The sequence below is a fragment of the Hydrogenophaga palleronii NBRC 102513 genome (genome assembly GCF_001571225.1).
In the GTDB taxonomy this organism is placed as follows: Bacteria; Pseudomonadota; Gammaproteobacteria; order Burkholderiales; family Burkholderiaceae_C; genus Hydrogenophaga; species Hydrogenophaga palleronii.
This window is the reverse complement of sequence record NZ_BCTJ01000004.1, coordinates 1-16,025: the sequence shown is the minus strand read 5'-3', so window position 1 is coordinate 16,025 and position 16,025 is coordinate 1. Positions and strand designations below refer to the sequence as shown.

General features: G+C 65.0%; 10 protein-coding genes and 2 tRNA genes. 1 reads left to right on the top strand and 11 read right to left on the bottom strand.

Translation table 11 applies throughout. The features are described 5' to 3' along the window. Positions 1–76 precede the first annotated feature (76 nt). The 11 genes from HPA01S_RS04680 to HPA01S_RS04630 all read right to left on the bottom strand — a co-directional run bounded on the left by HPA01S_RS04680 (position 77) and on the right by HPA01S_RS04630 (position 14,510). Positions 77–2,008: a tyrosine-type recombinase/integrase gene (locus HPA01S_RS04680; protein WP_174525279.1), complete on the bottom strand. Its 1,932-nt coding sequence runs from the start codon at positions 2,006–2,008 to the stop codon at positions 77–79. Positions 2,009–2,234: 226 nt separating this feature from the next. Then, positions 2,235–2,310 (bottom strand) — tRNA-Gly (locus HPA01S_RS04675). A gap of 87 nt (positions 2,311–2,397) precedes the next feature. Then, a complete protein-coding gene (gene lon / locus HPA01S_RS04670; protein WP_066267332.1) occupies positions 2,398–4,830 on the bottom strand; it encodes an endopeptidase La in 2,433 nt (810 codons plus the stop codon). 99 nt (positions 4,831–4,929) lie between these two features. Further along, complete coding sequence (gene clpX, locus HPA01S_RS04665) at positions 4,930–6,195, bottom strand: ATP-dependent Clp protease ATP-binding subunit ClpX (protein ID WP_066267330.1); 1,266 nt, start codon at positions 6,193–6,195, stop codon at positions 4,930–4,932. Between the two features lie 139 nt (positions 6,196–6,334). Then, positions 6,335–6,952, bottom strand: coding sequence for an ATP-dependent Clp endopeptidase proteolytic subunit ClpP (gene clpP, locus HPA01S_RS04660; protein WP_066267646.1), 618 nt, complete (start codon positions 6,950–6,952; stop codon positions 6,335–6,337). A 181-nt stretch (positions 6,953–7,133) separates the two neighbouring features. Beyond that, positions 7,134–8,447, bottom strand: a complete 1,314-nt coding sequence (tig, locus tag HPA01S_RS04655) for a trigger factor (RefSeq protein ID WP_066267329.1) — start codon at positions 8,445–8,447, stop codon at positions 7,134–7,136. A 74-nt stretch (positions 8,448–8,521) separates the two neighbouring features. Further along, positions 8,522–8,608 (bottom strand) — tRNA-Leu (locus tag HPA01S_RS04650). A 108-nt stretch (positions 8,609–8,716) separates the two neighbouring features. After that, positions 8,717–9,364, bottom strand: a complete 648-nt coding sequence (locus tag HPA01S_RS04645) for an aspartate/glutamate racemase family protein (RefSeq protein ID WP_066267327.1) — start codon at positions 9,362–9,364, stop codon at positions 8,717–8,719. Between the two features lies 1 nt (position 9,365). Next, positions 9,366–11,948, bottom strand: coding sequence for a TRAP transporter permease (locus tag HPA01S_RS04640; protein WP_066267325.1), 2,583 nt, complete (start codon positions 11,946–11,948; stop codon positions 9,366–9,368). 98 nt (positions 11,949–12,046) lie between these two features. Then, entirely contained in the window at positions 12,047–13,024 is a 978-nt protein-coding gene (locus HPA01S_RS04635) for a TAXI family TRAP transporter solute-binding subunit (protein WP_066267323.1), read from the bottom strand. Between the two features lie 154 nt (positions 13,025–13,178). Next, positions 13,179–14,510 carry an aspartate aminotransferase family protein gene (locus tag HPA01S_RS04630; RefSeq protein ID WP_066267321.1) on the bottom strand — a complete coding sequence of 444 codons (1,332 nt, stop codon included), beginning with the start codon at positions 14,508–14,510 and terminating at the stop codon, positions 13,179–13,181. Between the two features lie 183 nt (positions 14,511–14,693). Between HPA01S_RS04630 and HPA01S_RS04625 the strand changes: the two genes are divergently transcribed. Continuing rightward, positions 14,694–15,938, top strand: coding sequence for a D-amino acid dehydrogenase (locus tag HPA01S_RS04625; RefSeq protein ID WP_066267320.1), 1,245 nt, complete (start codon positions 14,694–14,696; stop codon positions 15,936–15,938). Positions 15,939–16,025: the final 87 nt, after the last annotated feature.

Genomic DNA, 16,025 nt, shown 5'->3' with positions numbered 1-16,025 from the left:
CAAAAGGATGTGGGTCGGGATGACGCCCTTTGGAGAAGAGCGACGGTGTGTCGTCGCCCTTCGATGCAGCACAAAGTTACACAGCCTCCAGTGCGGCAGCACTGTCCACCAGGCGCCTCACGCTTTCGCGAACGGGCGCGGAGAACTCGGGTGATTCGGTAACGACCTCCGATGCCGGCTGTTGGCGACCGAGCAACGCCTGCACAACCTTATCCAGGTTGGTCGGCGTCACAATGTCCACGGCTGCGCGATCGTCCAGCCCGGGCTGGGGCTTCGTCAGCAGGTGGTACAGCTCCCACGCTTCAACGTGCGCGGCTTGGTTCAACATCACCTGCGCAAGCTTGAGCTTGAGCGGCACCAACTGCCAGTCAGGCACTCGCTGTCCACGGTTGCCAATGCTGATGGACAACAGCTTGCCCGCCTTCAATTCGCGGTTGACCTGGTCCTTGGACTTGCCCGCCAGCTTGGCGAACAGCGGCACAGGCAGGCTGCTCGGCGCCTCGTAGATCGTCAGCATCTCCTCGCGCTCGCGCTGGATGCCAGACACCTCAGGTTCCTGCAGCGCAGGCACCTGCACGATCGGGACAGGGGACAGGCGCTGGAATCCAGCGCCTTGGCCGCCTGGACTTACAACGATGGGCACGCCACCCGCAGTTGGCGCACCACCCATTGCCGCCGCAATTGCAGCCTCGGCCAGTTTCTCGTCGTCAGCCATCGCCGGCACGCCTTCGATGTGGATCGTGAGATGCGCGCTTGCAGCTTCCACCTGCCCCTGCTCCAAGAGATCCAGGCGGTCGGCCCAATCCTGCATCATGCGGCGCCGCGGCTCGACGTACTTGGCATGGTTGTACGCAGAGCTGACCTTGTTCGGATCGGAATGGGACAGCTGGGCATCCACCCAGATTTTGGGATAGCCAACCTCGTTGAGCGCAGTCGACAACGTGCCACGGATGCCATGGCCGGTCAGTTGATCTTCGTAGCCCATCCGGCGCAAAGCGCTGTTGAGCGTGTTTTCGCTGATGCGCTTCTTGAGCTCGCTGCGGTGCGCCAGAAGATAGCGCTGGGCCGGCTTCATTTCACCAAGGAGGTACCGCACGACCTCAATGGCCTGCAGGGAGAGCGGAACAACGTAGGGCGGGACATCCTGTGGCCGCTTGCCAGCCTTGCGCATCTCGTCCTGCAATTGCTTGACGAACTCGGGTGGGATGATCCAGAGGCCACGATCCAGGTCAAACTGGTCGGGGGTCGCCAGGCGCAGCTCGCCGGTGCGCACACCCGTCAGGAACAAGAGACGGATGCCCAACTGCGTCTGCAGACCACGCCGACGGTAGTCGCGCAGCTTCAGGAGCATCGCGGGCAGCTCATGCAGCCGCAGATAGGGGTTGTGCGCCGTCGGCGGCTTTGGGGCCGCAACCACGTCAAGATCCGAGGCCGGATTGACCTCCATTCCTTCGGCGATCACCAGGGCATAGCGGAACATCTGTCGGAACCAGGTCCGAACCTTTTCAGCGGTGGTGAAGGCCTTGCGTTCCTCGATCTTCACCAGCACGCCCAAGAGCTGGGGCCGGCGGATGTCGAAAATCGACATCTTGCCCAGGCTGGGCAGCACATCACGGTCAAAGATCCGCAGGATCTGCGAGAGCGTGCTCTGGCGACCCTCCTTGAGCTCCTTGCGGCGATGCTCCACCCACGCGTCGAAGACTGCCTTGAAGGTGTGCTCGGCCGCAAGCTGGATGGCGTGCCGCTTCTGCTTGCGATCGGTGTGGGGGTTGATGCCCTTGGCCAGCAGGGCCCTGGCTTCGTCGCGCAAGATGCGGGCATCGCGCAAGCCGATCTCGGGATAGTTACCCAGAGAGATGCGCTTTTGCTTGCCGAGCCAGTAGTAGCGGAAGTGCCACGACTTGCCACCGACCGGTGAGACCACCAGGCCGAGGCCATCAAGATCGGGGAGGTTGTGAAGTTTGCCAGTCGTCTTGGCCTGGCGGACGATCAGATCAGAGAGTGCCATCATCGAGCTCCTAAGTTGAGACTTAGGCTCAATGCTCATCACGGTTCCACTCCTGGCCCAGCAACAATCCGGCCCTGGATCCACCCGCATTCTTTGGCCTCAATTCTGGCCTCAAAAACGCTGGCTGTCGGTGGATTTCGGTGGACGGCCCTGGAATGAAAAAAGGGGCCGAAGCCCCTGTTTTCAACGACTTACAGACGTCCGTGGATGTCTGTAGATCGTAAATTGGAGCGGGAAACGAGACTCGAACTCGCGACCTCAACCTTGGCAAGGTTGCGCTCTACCAACTGAGCTATTCCCGCATTTTTTACCGTATGCCCCTGCATCGCGGTAAGCCATGATTCTAACCTGAAAATTGGGCTTCTTTCAAGCCCATCGCAATTTTTTAATCAGTGTTTCACTGCATCGGGTGCGCTCGCGGGTTTGCTCACGCTCGCCGCTGCGATCTGGGCTGCGATTTCTTCTTCCGTGAGCGGCACCGGCAGGCGCTCCAGCGCAATGGACAACACCTTGTCGATCCATTTGACCGGCACGATCTCCAGGCCCTGCTTCACGTTGTCGGGAATGTCCGCGAGGTCCTTCACGTTCTCTTCCGGAATGATCACGGTCTTGATGCCACCGCGCAGTGCGGCCAGCAGCTTTTCTTTCAGTCCACCGATGGCTGTCACTTCGCCGCGCAACGTGATTTCACCCGTCATCGCCACATCGGCGCGCACCGGGATGCCGGTGAGCGACGACACCAGCGCGGTGGTCATTGCCGCACCTGCGCTCGGGCCGTCTTTCGGCGTTGCGCCATCGGGCACGTGGATGTGGATGTCGCGCTTGTCGAACTGCTCGTCCTTGATACCCAGCAGACGGGAGCGGCTGCGCACCACGGTGCGGGCGGCTTCGACCGATTCCTTCATCACATCGCCCAGCGAACCGGTGCGCGTGATGACACCCTTGCCCGGCATGGTGGCAACTTCGATGGTCAGCAAATCACCGCCCACCTCGGTCCAGGCCAGACCGACCACCTGGCCGACCTGGTTCTGTGCTTCGGCGCGGCCGTAGGTGTACTTGCGCACACCCAGGAACTCGCTCAGGTTGTCTTCGTTGACCACGACGGTCGGCGTGTACTTCTTGAGCAGCAGGCCCTTGACCACCTTGCGGCAGATCTTGGACAGCTCGCGCTCGAGCGAACGCACACCGGCTTCGCGGGTGTAGTAACGCACGATGTCGCGCACCGCCTCGTCCTTCACCTCGAGTTCACCTTCGCGGATGCCGTTGTTCTTGAGCTGCTTGGGCAGCAGGTAACGGATGGCGATGTTGGTCTTTTCCTCTTCGGTGTAACCCGAGAGGCGGATCACTTCCATGCGGTCCAACAGGGCCGGTGGAATGTTCATCGAGTTCGAGGTGGCCACGAACATGACGTCGGACAGATCAAAGTCGACTTCAATGTAGTGGTCGCCGAAGGTGTGGTTCTGTTCCGGGTCCAGCACTTCCAGCAGCGCGCTAGACGGGTCACCACGGAAGTCGGTGCCCAGCTTGTCGATTTCGTCCAGCAGGAACAGCGGGTTGCGAGTGCCGACCTTGTTCAGGCTCTGCAGCACCTTGCCCGGCATCGCGCCGATGTAGGTGCGGCGGTGGCCGCGGATCTCGGCCTCGTCGCGCATGCCACCCAGGGCCATGCGCACGTACTTGCGGCCGGTGGCCTTGGCCACCGACTGGCCGAGCGAGGTCTTGCCCACGCCGGGTGGGCCGACCAGGCACAGGATGGGCGCCTTGACCTTGTCGACGCGCTGTTGCACCGCGAGGTATTCAAGGATGCGGTCCTTGACCTTTTCCAGACCGTAGTGGTCTTCGTTGAGCACGGCTTCGGCATGCGCCAGGTCGTGTTTGATCTTGGTCTTCTTGGCCCAGGGCAGACCGACCAGTGCGTCGATGTAGTTGCGCACCACGGTGGCTTCGGCCGACATGGGCGACATCAGCTTGAGTTTCTTGAACTCGGCATCGGCCTTCTTGCGCGCCTCGGCGGGCATCTTGGCGGCCTTGATCTTTTTCTCGATCTCTTCGATGTCGGCGCCCTCTTCGCCTTCACCGAGTTCCTTCTGGATCGCCTTGACCTGCTCGTTCAGATAGAAGTCGCGCTGGTTCTTCTCCATCTGGCGCTTCACGCGGCCACGGATCTTCTTGTCGACGTTGAGGATGTCGACCTCGCGCTCGAGCTGCTCGAACAGGTTTTCCAGCCGCTTGTTGACCGGGTCGAGATCCAGCACCACCTGCTTGGATTCGAGCTTGAGCGGCAAGTGGGCCGCAATGGTATCGGCCAGGCGGCCGGCGTCGTCGATGCTGGAGATCGAGGTCAGGATTTCCGACGGAATCTTCTTGTTGAGTTTGACGTACTGGTCAAACTGCTGCATCACCGCGCGGCGCAGGGCTTCGAGCTCGTTGGACTGGGTGTCGACACGTTCGGCCGCCGGGTCCACCGGATTCACGCTGGCAACGAAGTGGCTCTCGCCGTCACGGATGGCAAGCACCTTGGCGCGCTGCAGGCCTTCAACCAGCACCTTCACGGTGCCGTCGGGCAGCTTGAGCATCTGCAGGATGGTGGCGACACAGCCCATTTCGAACATGTCATCGGTCGACGGTTCGTCCTTGGCAGCTGCTTTCTGGGCGACCAGCATGATGCGGCGCTCGGCCTCCATCGCGGACTCCAGTGCCTTGATGCTCTTGGGCCGGCCCACGAACAGCGGGATGACCATGTGCGGGAACACCACCACATCGCGCAAAGGCAGCAGTGGCAGTTCGACCGGCGTACTGGGAAGGGGGGTCTGTCCGGACATTTCAACCTCGACAAAAACGGGTAAATGGGGTCGATGCGGGCGATCTCAACCGGGCGCATCCAGGACGGGGCGGCGGGCTGGCCCGGCCCGCCGTCTCGTTCAAGCCTGCTTGGCCGCTTCGCGGTACACCAGCAGGGGAGGCTTGTTTTCTTCGATGGTCGACTCGTCAACCACCACTTTCTCGACATTGCTCATGCCCGGCAGATCGAACATGGTGTCGATCAGCGCGTTTTCCAGTATCGAGCGCAGACCACGGGCACCGGTCTTGCGGACCAGCGCCTTGCGGGCAATCGCCTTCAGCGCAGCCGGACGCACTTCCAGCTCGGCGCCTTCCATCGCCAGCAGGCGGGAGAACTGCTTGACGACTGCGTTCTTGGGCTCGGTGAGGATCTCCACCAGCGCGTCTTCGCTCAGCTCGGACAGGGCGGCGATCACCGGCACACGGCCGACCAGCTCGGGGATGAGGCCGAACTTGATCAGGTCTTCTGGTTCGATTTCCTTGAAGGCTTCGGTCAGGCTGCGTTGCTTCTTGCTCTTGACCGAGGCGCCGAAACCGATGCCCGAGGCCTCGGTGCGGTTCTCGATGATCTTTTCCAGGCCGGCAAAGGCGCCACCACAGATGAACAGGATGTTGGTGGTGTCGACCTGCAGGAAATCCTGGTTCGGGTGCTTGCGGCCCCCTTGCGGCGGCACCGAGGCCATGGTGCCCTCGATCAGCTTGAGCAGCGCCTGCTGCACGCCCTCGCCCGAGACGTCGCGCGTGATGGACGGGTTGTCGGACTTGCGGGTGATCTTGTCGATCTCGTCGATGTAGACGATGCCCTGCTGAGCGCGCTCGACGTCGTAGTTGCAGCTCTGCAGCAGCTTGGCGACGATGTTCTCCACGTCTTCACCCACGTAGCCGGCCTCGGTCAGCGTGGTGGCATCGGCCATCACGAAGGGCACGTTGAGCATGCGCGCCATGGTTTGCGCGAGCAGGGTCTTGCCGGAACCGGTCGGGCCGATCAGCAGGATGTTGCTCTTGGCCAGCTCCACGTCGTCCTTGCGGGCGTTGACCTTGTGGCGCAGGCGCTTGTAGTGGTTGTAGACCGCCACGGCGAGCGCGCGTTTGGCGGGCTGCTGGCCGATGACGTAGTTGTCCAGGTTGGATTTGAGCTGTGCCGGCGTCGGCACGTCGTCGCCGGAGGCCTTCACCGCTTCAAGACCGGGCAACTCGTCGCGGATGATGTCGTTGCAGAGGTCGATGCATTCGTCGCAGATGAACACCGAGGGACCGGCGATCAGCTTCTTGACCTCGTGCTGGCTCTTGCCGCAAAACGAGCAGTAGAGCGCTTTTTCACTGGAGGCGGCTTTTTTGTCGGCCATAGGTGTGGAAGGTCAGGTGACGCAGTAACAACAATGATAGTTCAAGCCCCGCGAGGGCCAAACGGCGGAAAAGGCCCCATTTTGGCGCCGTCTCCGGGTTTCGCAGCCTGCACGGGGCTCAGCGGACAGGGTCGGATGCTCAGACCGTGCCGGGGCGCTTTTCGATGACCTTGTCGATCAGCCCGTACTCGGCCGATTCGGCCGCCGACAGGTAGTAATCGCGTTCGGTGTCGCGCTCGATCTTCTCGAGCGGCTGGCCGGTGCGTTCGGCCAGGATCTTGTTCAGCTGCTCGCGGGTCTTGAGGATCTCGCGGGCGTGGATCTCGATCTCCGTCGCCTGACCCTGCGTGCCGCCCAGCGGCTGGTGGATCATGACCTTGGAGTTCGGCAGCGCGAACCGCTTGCCCTTGGCGCCCGCGGCCAGCAGGAAAGCGCCCATGCTGGCGGCCATGCCGATGCACAGCGTGGACACATCGGACTTGATGAAGTTCATGGTGTCGAAGATCGCCATGCCCGCGCTCACCGAACCGCCCGGCGAGTTGATGTAGAAGGAAATGTCCTTGTCCGGGTTTTCGCTTTCCAGGAACAGCAGCTGTGCCACCACCAGGTTGGCGGACTGGTCATTGACCGGGCCCACGAGGAAGATCACACGTTCCTTGAGCAGGCGCGAATAGATGTCGTACGCGCGCTCGCCACGGCCCGATTGCTCGATCACCATGGGCACCATGCCCAAACCTTGAATGTCCATTGCGCTCATGCGTTTCTCCATGTGTTGATGCTTGCCATGCCACTACTGTAACCAACCGGCCGTCGCCCCCGTGCCGAGCGGCACAAGACCGGAACGGCCGCAGGGCGGCTGACGGGACACAGATGGGGGGCACTGCGGAAAAAGAAAGGGCGGATCGCTCCGCCCTTCGTCATTCAGCGCACGCAGCGCCTCAGGCCTGCTGTGCCATCAGCTCGTCGAAGCTGACCGCCTTTTCGGTGACCTGTGCCTTGGACAGCACGAATTCCGTGACGTTGTTTTCGATCACGATGGCTTCCACCTCGGCCATGCGGCGGTTGTCGCCCTGGTACCAACGCACCACGTCGGCCGGCTTTTCGTAGGAAGCAGCCAGCTCTTCGATGTGGGCCTTGATCTGCTCGGGCTTGGCGTGCAGCTCGCTGGCGCGCACCAGTTCGGCCACCACCAGGCCCAGGCGCACGCGGCGCTCGGCTTGCGGGCGGAACAGCTCTTCGGGGATCGGCGCCTTGTCGGCATCCTTCACACCGCGTTGCTTGAGGTCGGCGCGCGCGCCTTCCACCAGGCGCTCCAGCTCGGCCTGCACCACGGCGTTGGGCAGGTCCAACTCGGCCTTGGACACCAGGGCGTCCATCACGGCCTGCTTGTTGCGGGCCTGCAGGCGGAACTTGACTTCACGCTCCAGGTTCTTGCGGATGTCGGCGCGCAGGCCTTCCACCGTGCCGTCGGCAATGCCCAGGGACTTGGCGAAGGCTTCGTCCACGGTCGGCAGGTTGGCGGCTTCGAGCTTGTTGACCGTGACCAGGAAGTCGGCGGTCTTGCCGGCCACGTCCTGGCCGTGGTAGTCGGCCGGGAAAGCCAGCGGGAAGGTCTTGGACTCGCCGGTCTTCATGCCGCGCACGGCGTCTTCGAATTCCTTGAGCATCTGGCCATCGCCCACGATGAACTGGAAGGCTTCGGCCTTGCCGCCTTCGAAGGGTTCGCCGTCGATCTTGCCGGCGAAGTCGATGGTGGCGCGGTCGCCGTCCTGGGCGGCCTGGTCCTGCGCGCGTTGCGCGAAGGTGCGGCGTTGCTTGCGCAGGATGTCGAGCGTGCGGTCGATGGCGGCGTCGGTCACTTCGGCCGAGACCTTTTCCACCGTGGCGGTGGACAGGTCTTCCAGCTTGACTTCGGGGTACACCTCGAAGACCGCGTCAAAAGACAGCTGGCCTTCGGGCGCGCCTTCCTTTTCGGTGATCTTGGGCTGGCCGGCGACACGCAGTTGCGCTTCGTTGGCGGCGCTGCTGAAAGCCTCGCCCACCTTGTCGTTCATCACTTCGTAGTGCACCGAGTAGCCATAGCGCTGGGCCACGACGTTCATCGGCACCTTGCCGGGACGGAAACCGTCCATCTTCACGTCGCGCGCGATGCGCTTGAGGCGGTTCGACACCTCGTTCTGGATCACGGCGGCCGGCAGCGTCAGCGTGATCTTGCGCTCCAGCTTCTCCAGGGTTTCAACGGTCACGGTCATGTTTCTCTCCAAAAGGGTGTCGGTCAACCAGCCTGTCTGGCCGACCCATGGGGTCTGTCTGTTTGTCGGTTGTGTGGTGCGCGGGGGGGGACTCGAACCCCCACACCATTGCTGGCGTCAGGACCTAAACCTGGTGCGTCTACCAATTTCGCCACCCGCGCGCCTCATCGGGCGTGACCGGCGCAGCACCTGGCGGCGCTGTGCGGCCGGTCGTCCACTTCACGGCAACCCGCGATTCTATCCGCTGTCTCTGACCCGGCCGGCCGAATTCAGCCCCCGAGGCGACGCTGCAATGCGCGAACGGCACTGCCCGGGGTGGTGAGCACCGGCACGCCCAGGGCGCGGTGCACGGCGGCTTGCGCACGTGCCATGCTGAACTGGGCCAGGGCGATCACGCCGCAGCCCTGCCCCACCAGCCGGCGCGCCGCCTCCACGACCAGATCGTCGTGGCCGACACCATCGCCCCGGTTGAGGGCTTCCATGGCGCCCTCGGCGAGCCCGCTGGCCAGGTCGGTGTCGGCCGGAAACTCCGCCGGCATGGAGGCCAGGGTGGGTGCAAAAGACGCCACCAGGCCGATGCGCCCCCCGCCCGCCGCAGCCACCGCCTCGGCCACCATGGCCTCGTTCGGCTTGAGCACCGGCATGTGCGGCCGGCGTTGGGCCACGGCCTCGATGCAGGGGCCGAACGCCGAGCAGGTGAACAGGATGGCCCGGGCGCCCGTGCCCTCGGCGTAGGCCGCAAGCGCCTCGAAGCGCTCATGCATGGTGGCGTCAAGGCCGCACCCGTTGCGAGCGAGGTCGGCAGACAGGCTGTCGTCGAGCAGGTTCATGCGCTCGGCCTGCGGCCAGGCACGCGCCAGCTCCTCGTTGATGGGGGCCACCGAATGCGCCAGTGCATGGATGAGTGCGATGCGCATCTCAAGCCGCTTTCAAGGCTCGCGGGGCGGGCACGCGCCGGCCCTGGTTCCACCACACGAACGCCACCAGCAGCAGCGCCGGCAGGTAGAACCAGTGCGGCGAGGCACGGCCCGAAGGCACCTTGACCGAGACCACGTCCCAACCCTGCTCGAAGCCCGACTTGGCCGCGCGCGAACCGAACCGCACCTGCGCCACCTGCATCTGCTCGCCCAGGCCCACCAGCCGCAGGCCGGCCTCGTCCAGGCGCTTGCGCCCGTCCTCGCCCTTGGCGCCGAGTTGCACGGCCACGGTCTTGGTCAGGTCCTTGCCTTCCAGTGTCGTGCCCTGCAGCACGAAGATCACGCGGCCGTCGTCGGGCTTGTCGCGTGCGATGTCGAACACCTCGGCCGCCGGTGCATCCCGGTACTCGGGCGCCAGCTGGTCCATGAACACATCGGGGCGGAACAGCAGGATCACGGCCATGCCGAGCAGCACGCCCTCCCACCAGCGGCTCTTCACGCGGAACCAGTTCATGGTGATGGCCGCAAACAGCAGCATCGCGAGAATGCTGGCCGCGATCACGCGCAGGGTCTCGCCCAGGTCGTCCACGTTGATCAGCAGGATCTGCGGGTTGAAGATCCAGATGAAGGGCAGGATCAGCGTGCGCGAGGCGTAGATGAACCCCTGGATGCCGGTTTGCAGCGAGTCCTCGCCCGAGATGGCCGAGGCCGCGAAGGTGGCCAGCCCCACCGGCGGTGTGATGTCCGCCATGATCCCGTAATAGAAGACGAACATGTGCACTGCGATCAGCGGAATGATCAGCCCCGACTGCGCGCCCAGCTCCACCACCACCGGCGCCATCAGCGTGGCCACCAGCACGTAGTTGGCGGTGGTCGGCACACCCAATCCGATGACCAGGCAGGAGATGGCCACGAACAGCAGCATGAGGATCACACTGCCCTGCGACACGAGTTCAACGAACTCCGTCATGCGCAGGCCCAGGCCGGTGAGCGTGATGCCGCCCACCACGATGCCGGCGGTGGCCGTGGCCACGCCGATGCCGATCATGTTGCGCGCGCCGTTGTGGAAACCTTCCACCACCGAATCGAAGCTCTCGCGCCATGCGTTGCCCATGGGCACGCGGCGGAACAGCGCGATCAGCGGATGCTGCGTGGCCATGAGCACTGCCAGCGAAGTGACGGCCCAGAACGCCGCCAGCGCGGGCGACATCTCTTCCACCATCAGGCACCAGATGAGGATGCCGATGGGCATGATGAAGTGCAGGCCGGCGCGCACCGTGGGCCAGGTCTGCAGCGGGCGCGGGTTGTCGATGTCGATGTCGGTCTGAAGATCCGGACAGCTCGCGGCCTGCCACACGGCCACCAGGTACAGCGTCACCACCAGCGCGCCCACGGCATACGGTGCCACCGGGCCGAGCACGGCTTTGAAGCCGAGGATCAGGTAGTACACCGCGCACACCAGCACGATGGTGCCAGTGACGCCCAGCGCGTTGCGCATGACGCGGTCGCGCAGCGGTGTCTGGGTGCGCTTCACGATCGGCTGCATGCCGAGCTTCACCGCCTCCAGGTGCACGATGTAGAACAGGCCGATGTACGAGAGGATGGCCGGCAGGAAGGCGTGCTTGACGATGTCCGAGTACGGAATGCCCACGTACTCCACCATCAGGAAAGCCGCCGCGCCCATCACCGGCGGCATGATCTGCCCGTCCACCGAAGACATGGTCTCGATCGCGCCAGCCTTCACACCGCCGTAGCCCGCCTTCTTCATGAGCGGGATCGTGAAGATGCCGCCCGAGACCACGTTGGCCACCGACGAGCCCGAGATGGTGCCGTTGAGCGCCGACGACACCACCGCCACCTTGGCCGGCCCGCCACGCAGATGGCCCAGCGCCGCAAAGCTCACCTGCATCATGTAGTTGCCACCGCCGCCCCGGTCGAGCAGCGCGCCGAACAGCACGTAGACAAAGATGGTGCCGGCGGACACGCCCAGCGCAATGCCGTACACGCCCTCGGTGGTCAGCCACATGTGCGAGATCAGGCGATTGAGCGAGGCACCCCGGTGCGCCACCACCTCGGGCAGCCAGGGGCCGAGCATGCAGTAGGCGAGGAACAGCAGCGCCAGTACGGCCATGGGCCAGCCCACCGCGCGGCGCGTGGCCTCCAGCAGCAACACCAGCCCCACCACCGACACCACCACGTCCACCGTGTTCGGACTGCCGGGGCGCATGGCGAGCTCGGCGTAATAGATCATCACGTAGGCGCCGGCGAACGCGGCCACGAAGGCCAGCAACCAGTCGAACAGCGGCACGCGGTTGCGCGGCGAACGCTTGAACGCCGGCCAGGCCAGGAAGGCCAGGAACAGCGCGAACGCGAGGTGGATGGCGCGCGCCTCGGTGTCGTTGAGGATGCCGAAGCCCAGCTCGAACGGCAGCGGCGAGGCATACCAGTACTGGAACAGGGTCCACAGCAGGGCCACGCCGAAGATGACGCGGGCCGTGAGGCCCACCGGCTTGCGGCCACCAGTGTCGCTGTCGGCCACCAGTTGCTGCAGGGCCTCGGGGGCTTTTTCGATGTCGGTACTCATGCGGCGCTCCACACCCTCGGGCTGAGGATAAAAAAATGGCGAAGCAAGATCTCCGCCATTGCGTGACGACAGGGCCGCCGCTCAGGCGGCCCGGTGCATCACTTGACCCAGCCCTTTTCCTTGTAGAACTTGAGCGCGCCTTCGTGCAGCGGTGCGCTCAGGCCATCCTTCACCATGCCTTCGGGCGTGAGGTTGGCCAGCGCCGGGTGCAGCTTCTTGAACTCGTCGAAGTTGTCGAACACCGCCTTGACCACCTGGTACACGGTGTCGGGCGAGGTCTTGCTCGATGCCACCACGGTGGCCGACACGCCGTAGGTCTGCGTCGGTTGCGGGTTGTTCGGGTACAAGCCGCCAGGCAGCGTGACCTTGGCGTAGTACGGCTTCTCCGCCACCAGCTTGTCCACCGCCGGGCCGGTGAGCGACACCAGCTTGGCGCCGCACGAGGTGGTCGGGTCCTGGATGTTCGCGCTCGGGTGGCCCACGGCGTAGTAGAAGCCGTCGATCTTGCCGTCGCACAGTGCCGGGCCGTGTTCGTCGGCCTTCAGTTCAGAGGCCAGCGAGAAATCGCCCAGCTTCCAGCCCATGCCGGCCAGCAGTTCTTCCATGGACGAGCGCGTGCCCGAACCCGGGTTGCCGACGTTGAAGCGTTTGCCCTTGAAGTCTTCGAACTTGGTGATGTTGGCTTCCTTGCGCGCCACCACGGTGAAGGGCTCGGGGTGCACGGCGAACACCGCGCGCAGGTCGCCGTAAGCGCCCGCGTCCTTGAACTGGCCCACGCCCTTGAAGGCGTTGAACTGCACGTCTGATTGCGTGAAGCCCAGGTCCAGTTCACCGGCCTTGATGGTGTTGACGTTGAACACCGAACCACCGGTGGATTCCACCGAGCAGCGGATACCGTGCTTGGCGCGGTCCTTGTTCACCAGGCGGCAGATGGCGCCTCCGGCCGCGTAGTACACGCCCGTCACGCCCCCCGTCCCGATGGTCATGAACTTCTGCTGCGCCTGGGCCGGCGCCATGGGCGCCATCAGGGCGGCGGCGGCCGCCAGGGTGCTCAGGCTGAGGGGGATTCTTTTCATGCTGGGTGCTCCTGCAGGTTTCGAGGGGTTGAACAAACTTGGTGCATCGATGAGGCTTCTGTTGGCCTTTAGCAAGCTTCGTGCAGACCGGCCGCGAGGGCGACGGGGTTTACCCCGAAAACACGCGCCCATGAAGCCGCTGTGAGGCGATGCATCAGGCCGCCACGGCGCGGTCGATGGCATCGGCGAGCCGCGACACGATCTGCTCGAGCTCAGCGGGCGTGCTGATGAAGGGTGGCGCGAGCAGCACGTGGTCGCCGTTACGGCCGTCCACCGTGCCACCCGACGGGTAGACCATCAGGCCACCGGCCATGGCTTCGCTCTTGATGCGGGCATGCAGCTTGCGCGCGGGGTCGAACCACTGTTTGCTGGCGCGGTCGGCCACCAGTTCAACACCCCAGAACAAACCACGTCCCCGGATGTCACCCACATGCGGGTGCTCGTCAAAAGCCTGATGCAGCAAGGCCTGCAACTGCTGCCCGCGCTCACGCACCTGCGCCAGCAGGCCATCGCGATGGATCACGCGCTGCACCGCCAACGCAGCCGCGCACGCGATGGCGTGGCCCAGGTAGGTATGGCCGTGCTGGAAGAGCCCGCTGCCCTGGCGAAACGCGTCCACCACCCTGCCCTGCGCCAGCACCGCGCCAATCGGCTGGTAGCCGCCGCCGAGGCCCTTGGCGATGGTCATGAGATCGGGCACCACACCTTCCTGCTCGCAGGCGTGCAGCGTGCCGGTGCGGCCCATGCCGCACATCACCTCGTCCAGGATCAGCAGGATGCCGTGCCGGTCGCACAGCTCGCGCACCGCCTTGAAGTAACCCGGCACCGCGGTGAGCACGCCCGCCGTGGCACCACCCACCGTCTCGGCCACGAAGGCCATCACGTTCTCGCCGCCCAGTTGATCTATCGCGTCCGACAGTTCGGCCACCAGACGCTGGCCGTATTGCTCGGCGCTCTCATCCGCGCGGCGGTGGCGGTATTCGTAGCACGGCGCCACGTGCGTCACGTCGATCAGCAGCGGCTTGAACTGCTCGCGCCGCCACGCATTGCCACCCACCGCGAGCGCGCCCAGCGTGTTGCCGTGGTAACTCTGCCGCCGTGCGATGAAGTGCCGGCGCTGCGGCTGGCCGATCTCCACGAAGTACTGCCGCGCCATCTTCAGCGCCGCCTCAACCGCTTCGGAACCACCGCTCACGAAGTACACATGGCTCATGCCCGCGGGTGCGGTGTCGATCAGCACGTTGGCCAGTTCTTCCGCCACCTCGGTGGTGAAGAAACTGGTGTGTGCATAGGCCAGCTGGTCGATCTGCGCGTGCATCGCGGCCACCACGTCCGGATGGCCGTGGCCCAGGCAGGACACGGCAGCGCCGCCCGAAGCATCGAGGTAGGTCTTGCCCGCCTGGTCGGTGAGGGTGATGCCCTGCCCGCTCACGGCGAAGGGCATGGGTTGGTGCAGTTGGCGGTGGAAGACGCGGGTGGAGCTCATGCGCAAAGAGAGAGGGCCTTGGGGATGGGTCTGGCGCAGTGTAGGCAGCGCCCGCGCCACGGGGACAATGCCTTTTTCACCCCGATCCATGCCCTGGTGTTATGGGCCACCCATGAGTTCGCGGCATGGGCCTTGGCGCGATTGGCATTTTTCTGCCGCGCTCCGCCTGCCTACAGTGAGCGCATGAACCCTTCCTCATCACAGGCGGCACACGTGTGCGTGCTCGGCGCGGGCATCGTCGGCCTCGCCGCAGCCTGGCAGTTGCGCCGCGAGGGCTTCGAAGTCACCGTGGTCGACCGTGCGCAGGCCGGCACCGGTGCCAGCGCGGCCAACGGCGCGCAGCTGAGCTACGCCTACGTGCAGCCCCTGGCCGACCCGGGCATCTGGCAGCAACTGCCCAAGCTGCTGCTCGCGGCCGACTCGCCGCTGAAGCTGCGCCTGCAGCCCGACCCGCATCAATGGGCCTGGGGCCTGCAGTTCCTCGCCGCCTGCCGCGCCAGCGTGTCGCGCCGCACCACCGCCAGCCTGCTCGCGCTGGCGGCCGAGAGCCGCCTGGGCTTCGAGCGCCTGCGGGCCGAGAACCCCATCGACTGCGACTTCTCCGCCATCGGCAAACTGGTGCTGTACCAGGACGCAGCCAGCTTCGCCAGCGCGCGCCAGCAGATGGCGCTGCAGCAGCAACTGGGCAGCGTGCAGCACGCACTGTCACCCGCCGAAAGCGTCGCCATCGAACCCGCGCTGGCCGGTTACGCACCACGCTTCGCCGGCGCCATCCACACACCGAGCGAATGCGCGGCGGATTGCCACAAGGTCTGCCTCGAACTGCTGCGCCTGCTGCGTGCACAGGGCGTGCGCTTCGCCTTCGACACGCCCGTCACGCAGCTCAAGCGTGCGGGTGATCGCATCGTGGCGGCCGAAACGCCGCACGGCCCGATCGAGGCCGACGCCTTCGTGGTCGCGCTCGGCACCGCCTCGCATCCACTGGCGCGCAGCCTCGGCCTGCGTGTGCCGGTGTACCCGCTCAAGGGGTACAGCCTCACGGTGGACGTGAGCGATGCCGAAGGCGCCGCACCACACGTGAGCGTGACCGACGCGGCCCGCAAGGTGGTGTTTGCGCGCCTGGGCCAGCGGCTGCGTGTGGCCGGCATGGCCGAGCTGGTGGGCGAGAACACGCAGATTCCCGGCGACCGCATCGACTCGCTGCTGGCCAGCGCCCGCGCGTTGTTCCCCGATGCCAGCCGCTACGAAGACTTGCGCCCCTGGGCCGGCCTGCGCCCCGCCACCCCCACCGGCCTGCCCGTGCTCGGCCGCTTGCGTGGCGGCCCCGGCAACCTCTGGTTCAACACCGGACACGGCGCACTGGGCTTCACGCTGGCGTTCGGCAGCGCGCAGCGCCTGGTGGCGCAACTGCGCGCGCATCGGCCCTGATCCACACACGATTTTTCACGCTGCCGGAGCACGACCAGCGGCGCATGAGGTAGCCCAGACCAGGGGCAGCAAGGGTCCGGCTCTGCC

Coding starts and splice junctions, on each gene's coding strand:
- HPA01S_RS04680 (WP_174525279.1), bottom strand. CDS start 2,008: ATGGCACTCTCTGATCTGATCGTCCGCCAGGCCAAGACGACTGGCAAA.
- lon (WP_066267332.1), bottom strand. CDS start 4,830: ATGTCCGGACAGACCCCCCTTCCCAGTACGCCGGTCGAACTGCCACTG.
- clpX (WP_066267330.1), bottom strand. CDS start 6,195: ATGGCCGACAAAAAAGCCGCCTCCAGTGAAAAAGCGCTCTACTGCTCG.
- clpP (WP_066267646.1), bottom strand. CDS start 6,952: ATGAGCGCAATGGACATTCAAGGTTTGGGCATGGTGCCCATGGTGATC.
- tig (WP_066267329.1), bottom strand. CDS start 8,447: ATGACCGTGACCGTTGAAACCCTGGAGAAGCTGGAGCGCAAGATCACG.
- HPA01S_RS04645 (WP_066267327.1), bottom strand. CDS start 9,364: ATGCGCATCGCACTCATCCATGCACTGGCGCATTCGGTGGCCCCCATC.
- HPA01S_RS04640 (WP_066267325.1), bottom strand. CDS start 11,948: ATGAGTACCGACATCGAAAAAGCCCCCGAGGCCCTGCAGCAACTGGTG.
- HPA01S_RS04635 (WP_066267323.1), bottom strand. CDS start 13,024: ATGAAAAGAATCCCCCTCAGCCTGAGCACCCTGGCGGCCGCCGCCGCC.
- HPA01S_RS04630 (WP_066267321.1), bottom strand. CDS start 14,510: ATGAGCTCCACCCGCGTCTTCCACCGCCAACTGCACCAACCCATGCCC.
- HPA01S_RS04625 (WP_066267320.1), top strand. CDS start 14,694: ATGAACCCTTCCTCATCACAGGCGGCACACGTGTGCGTGCTCGGCGCG.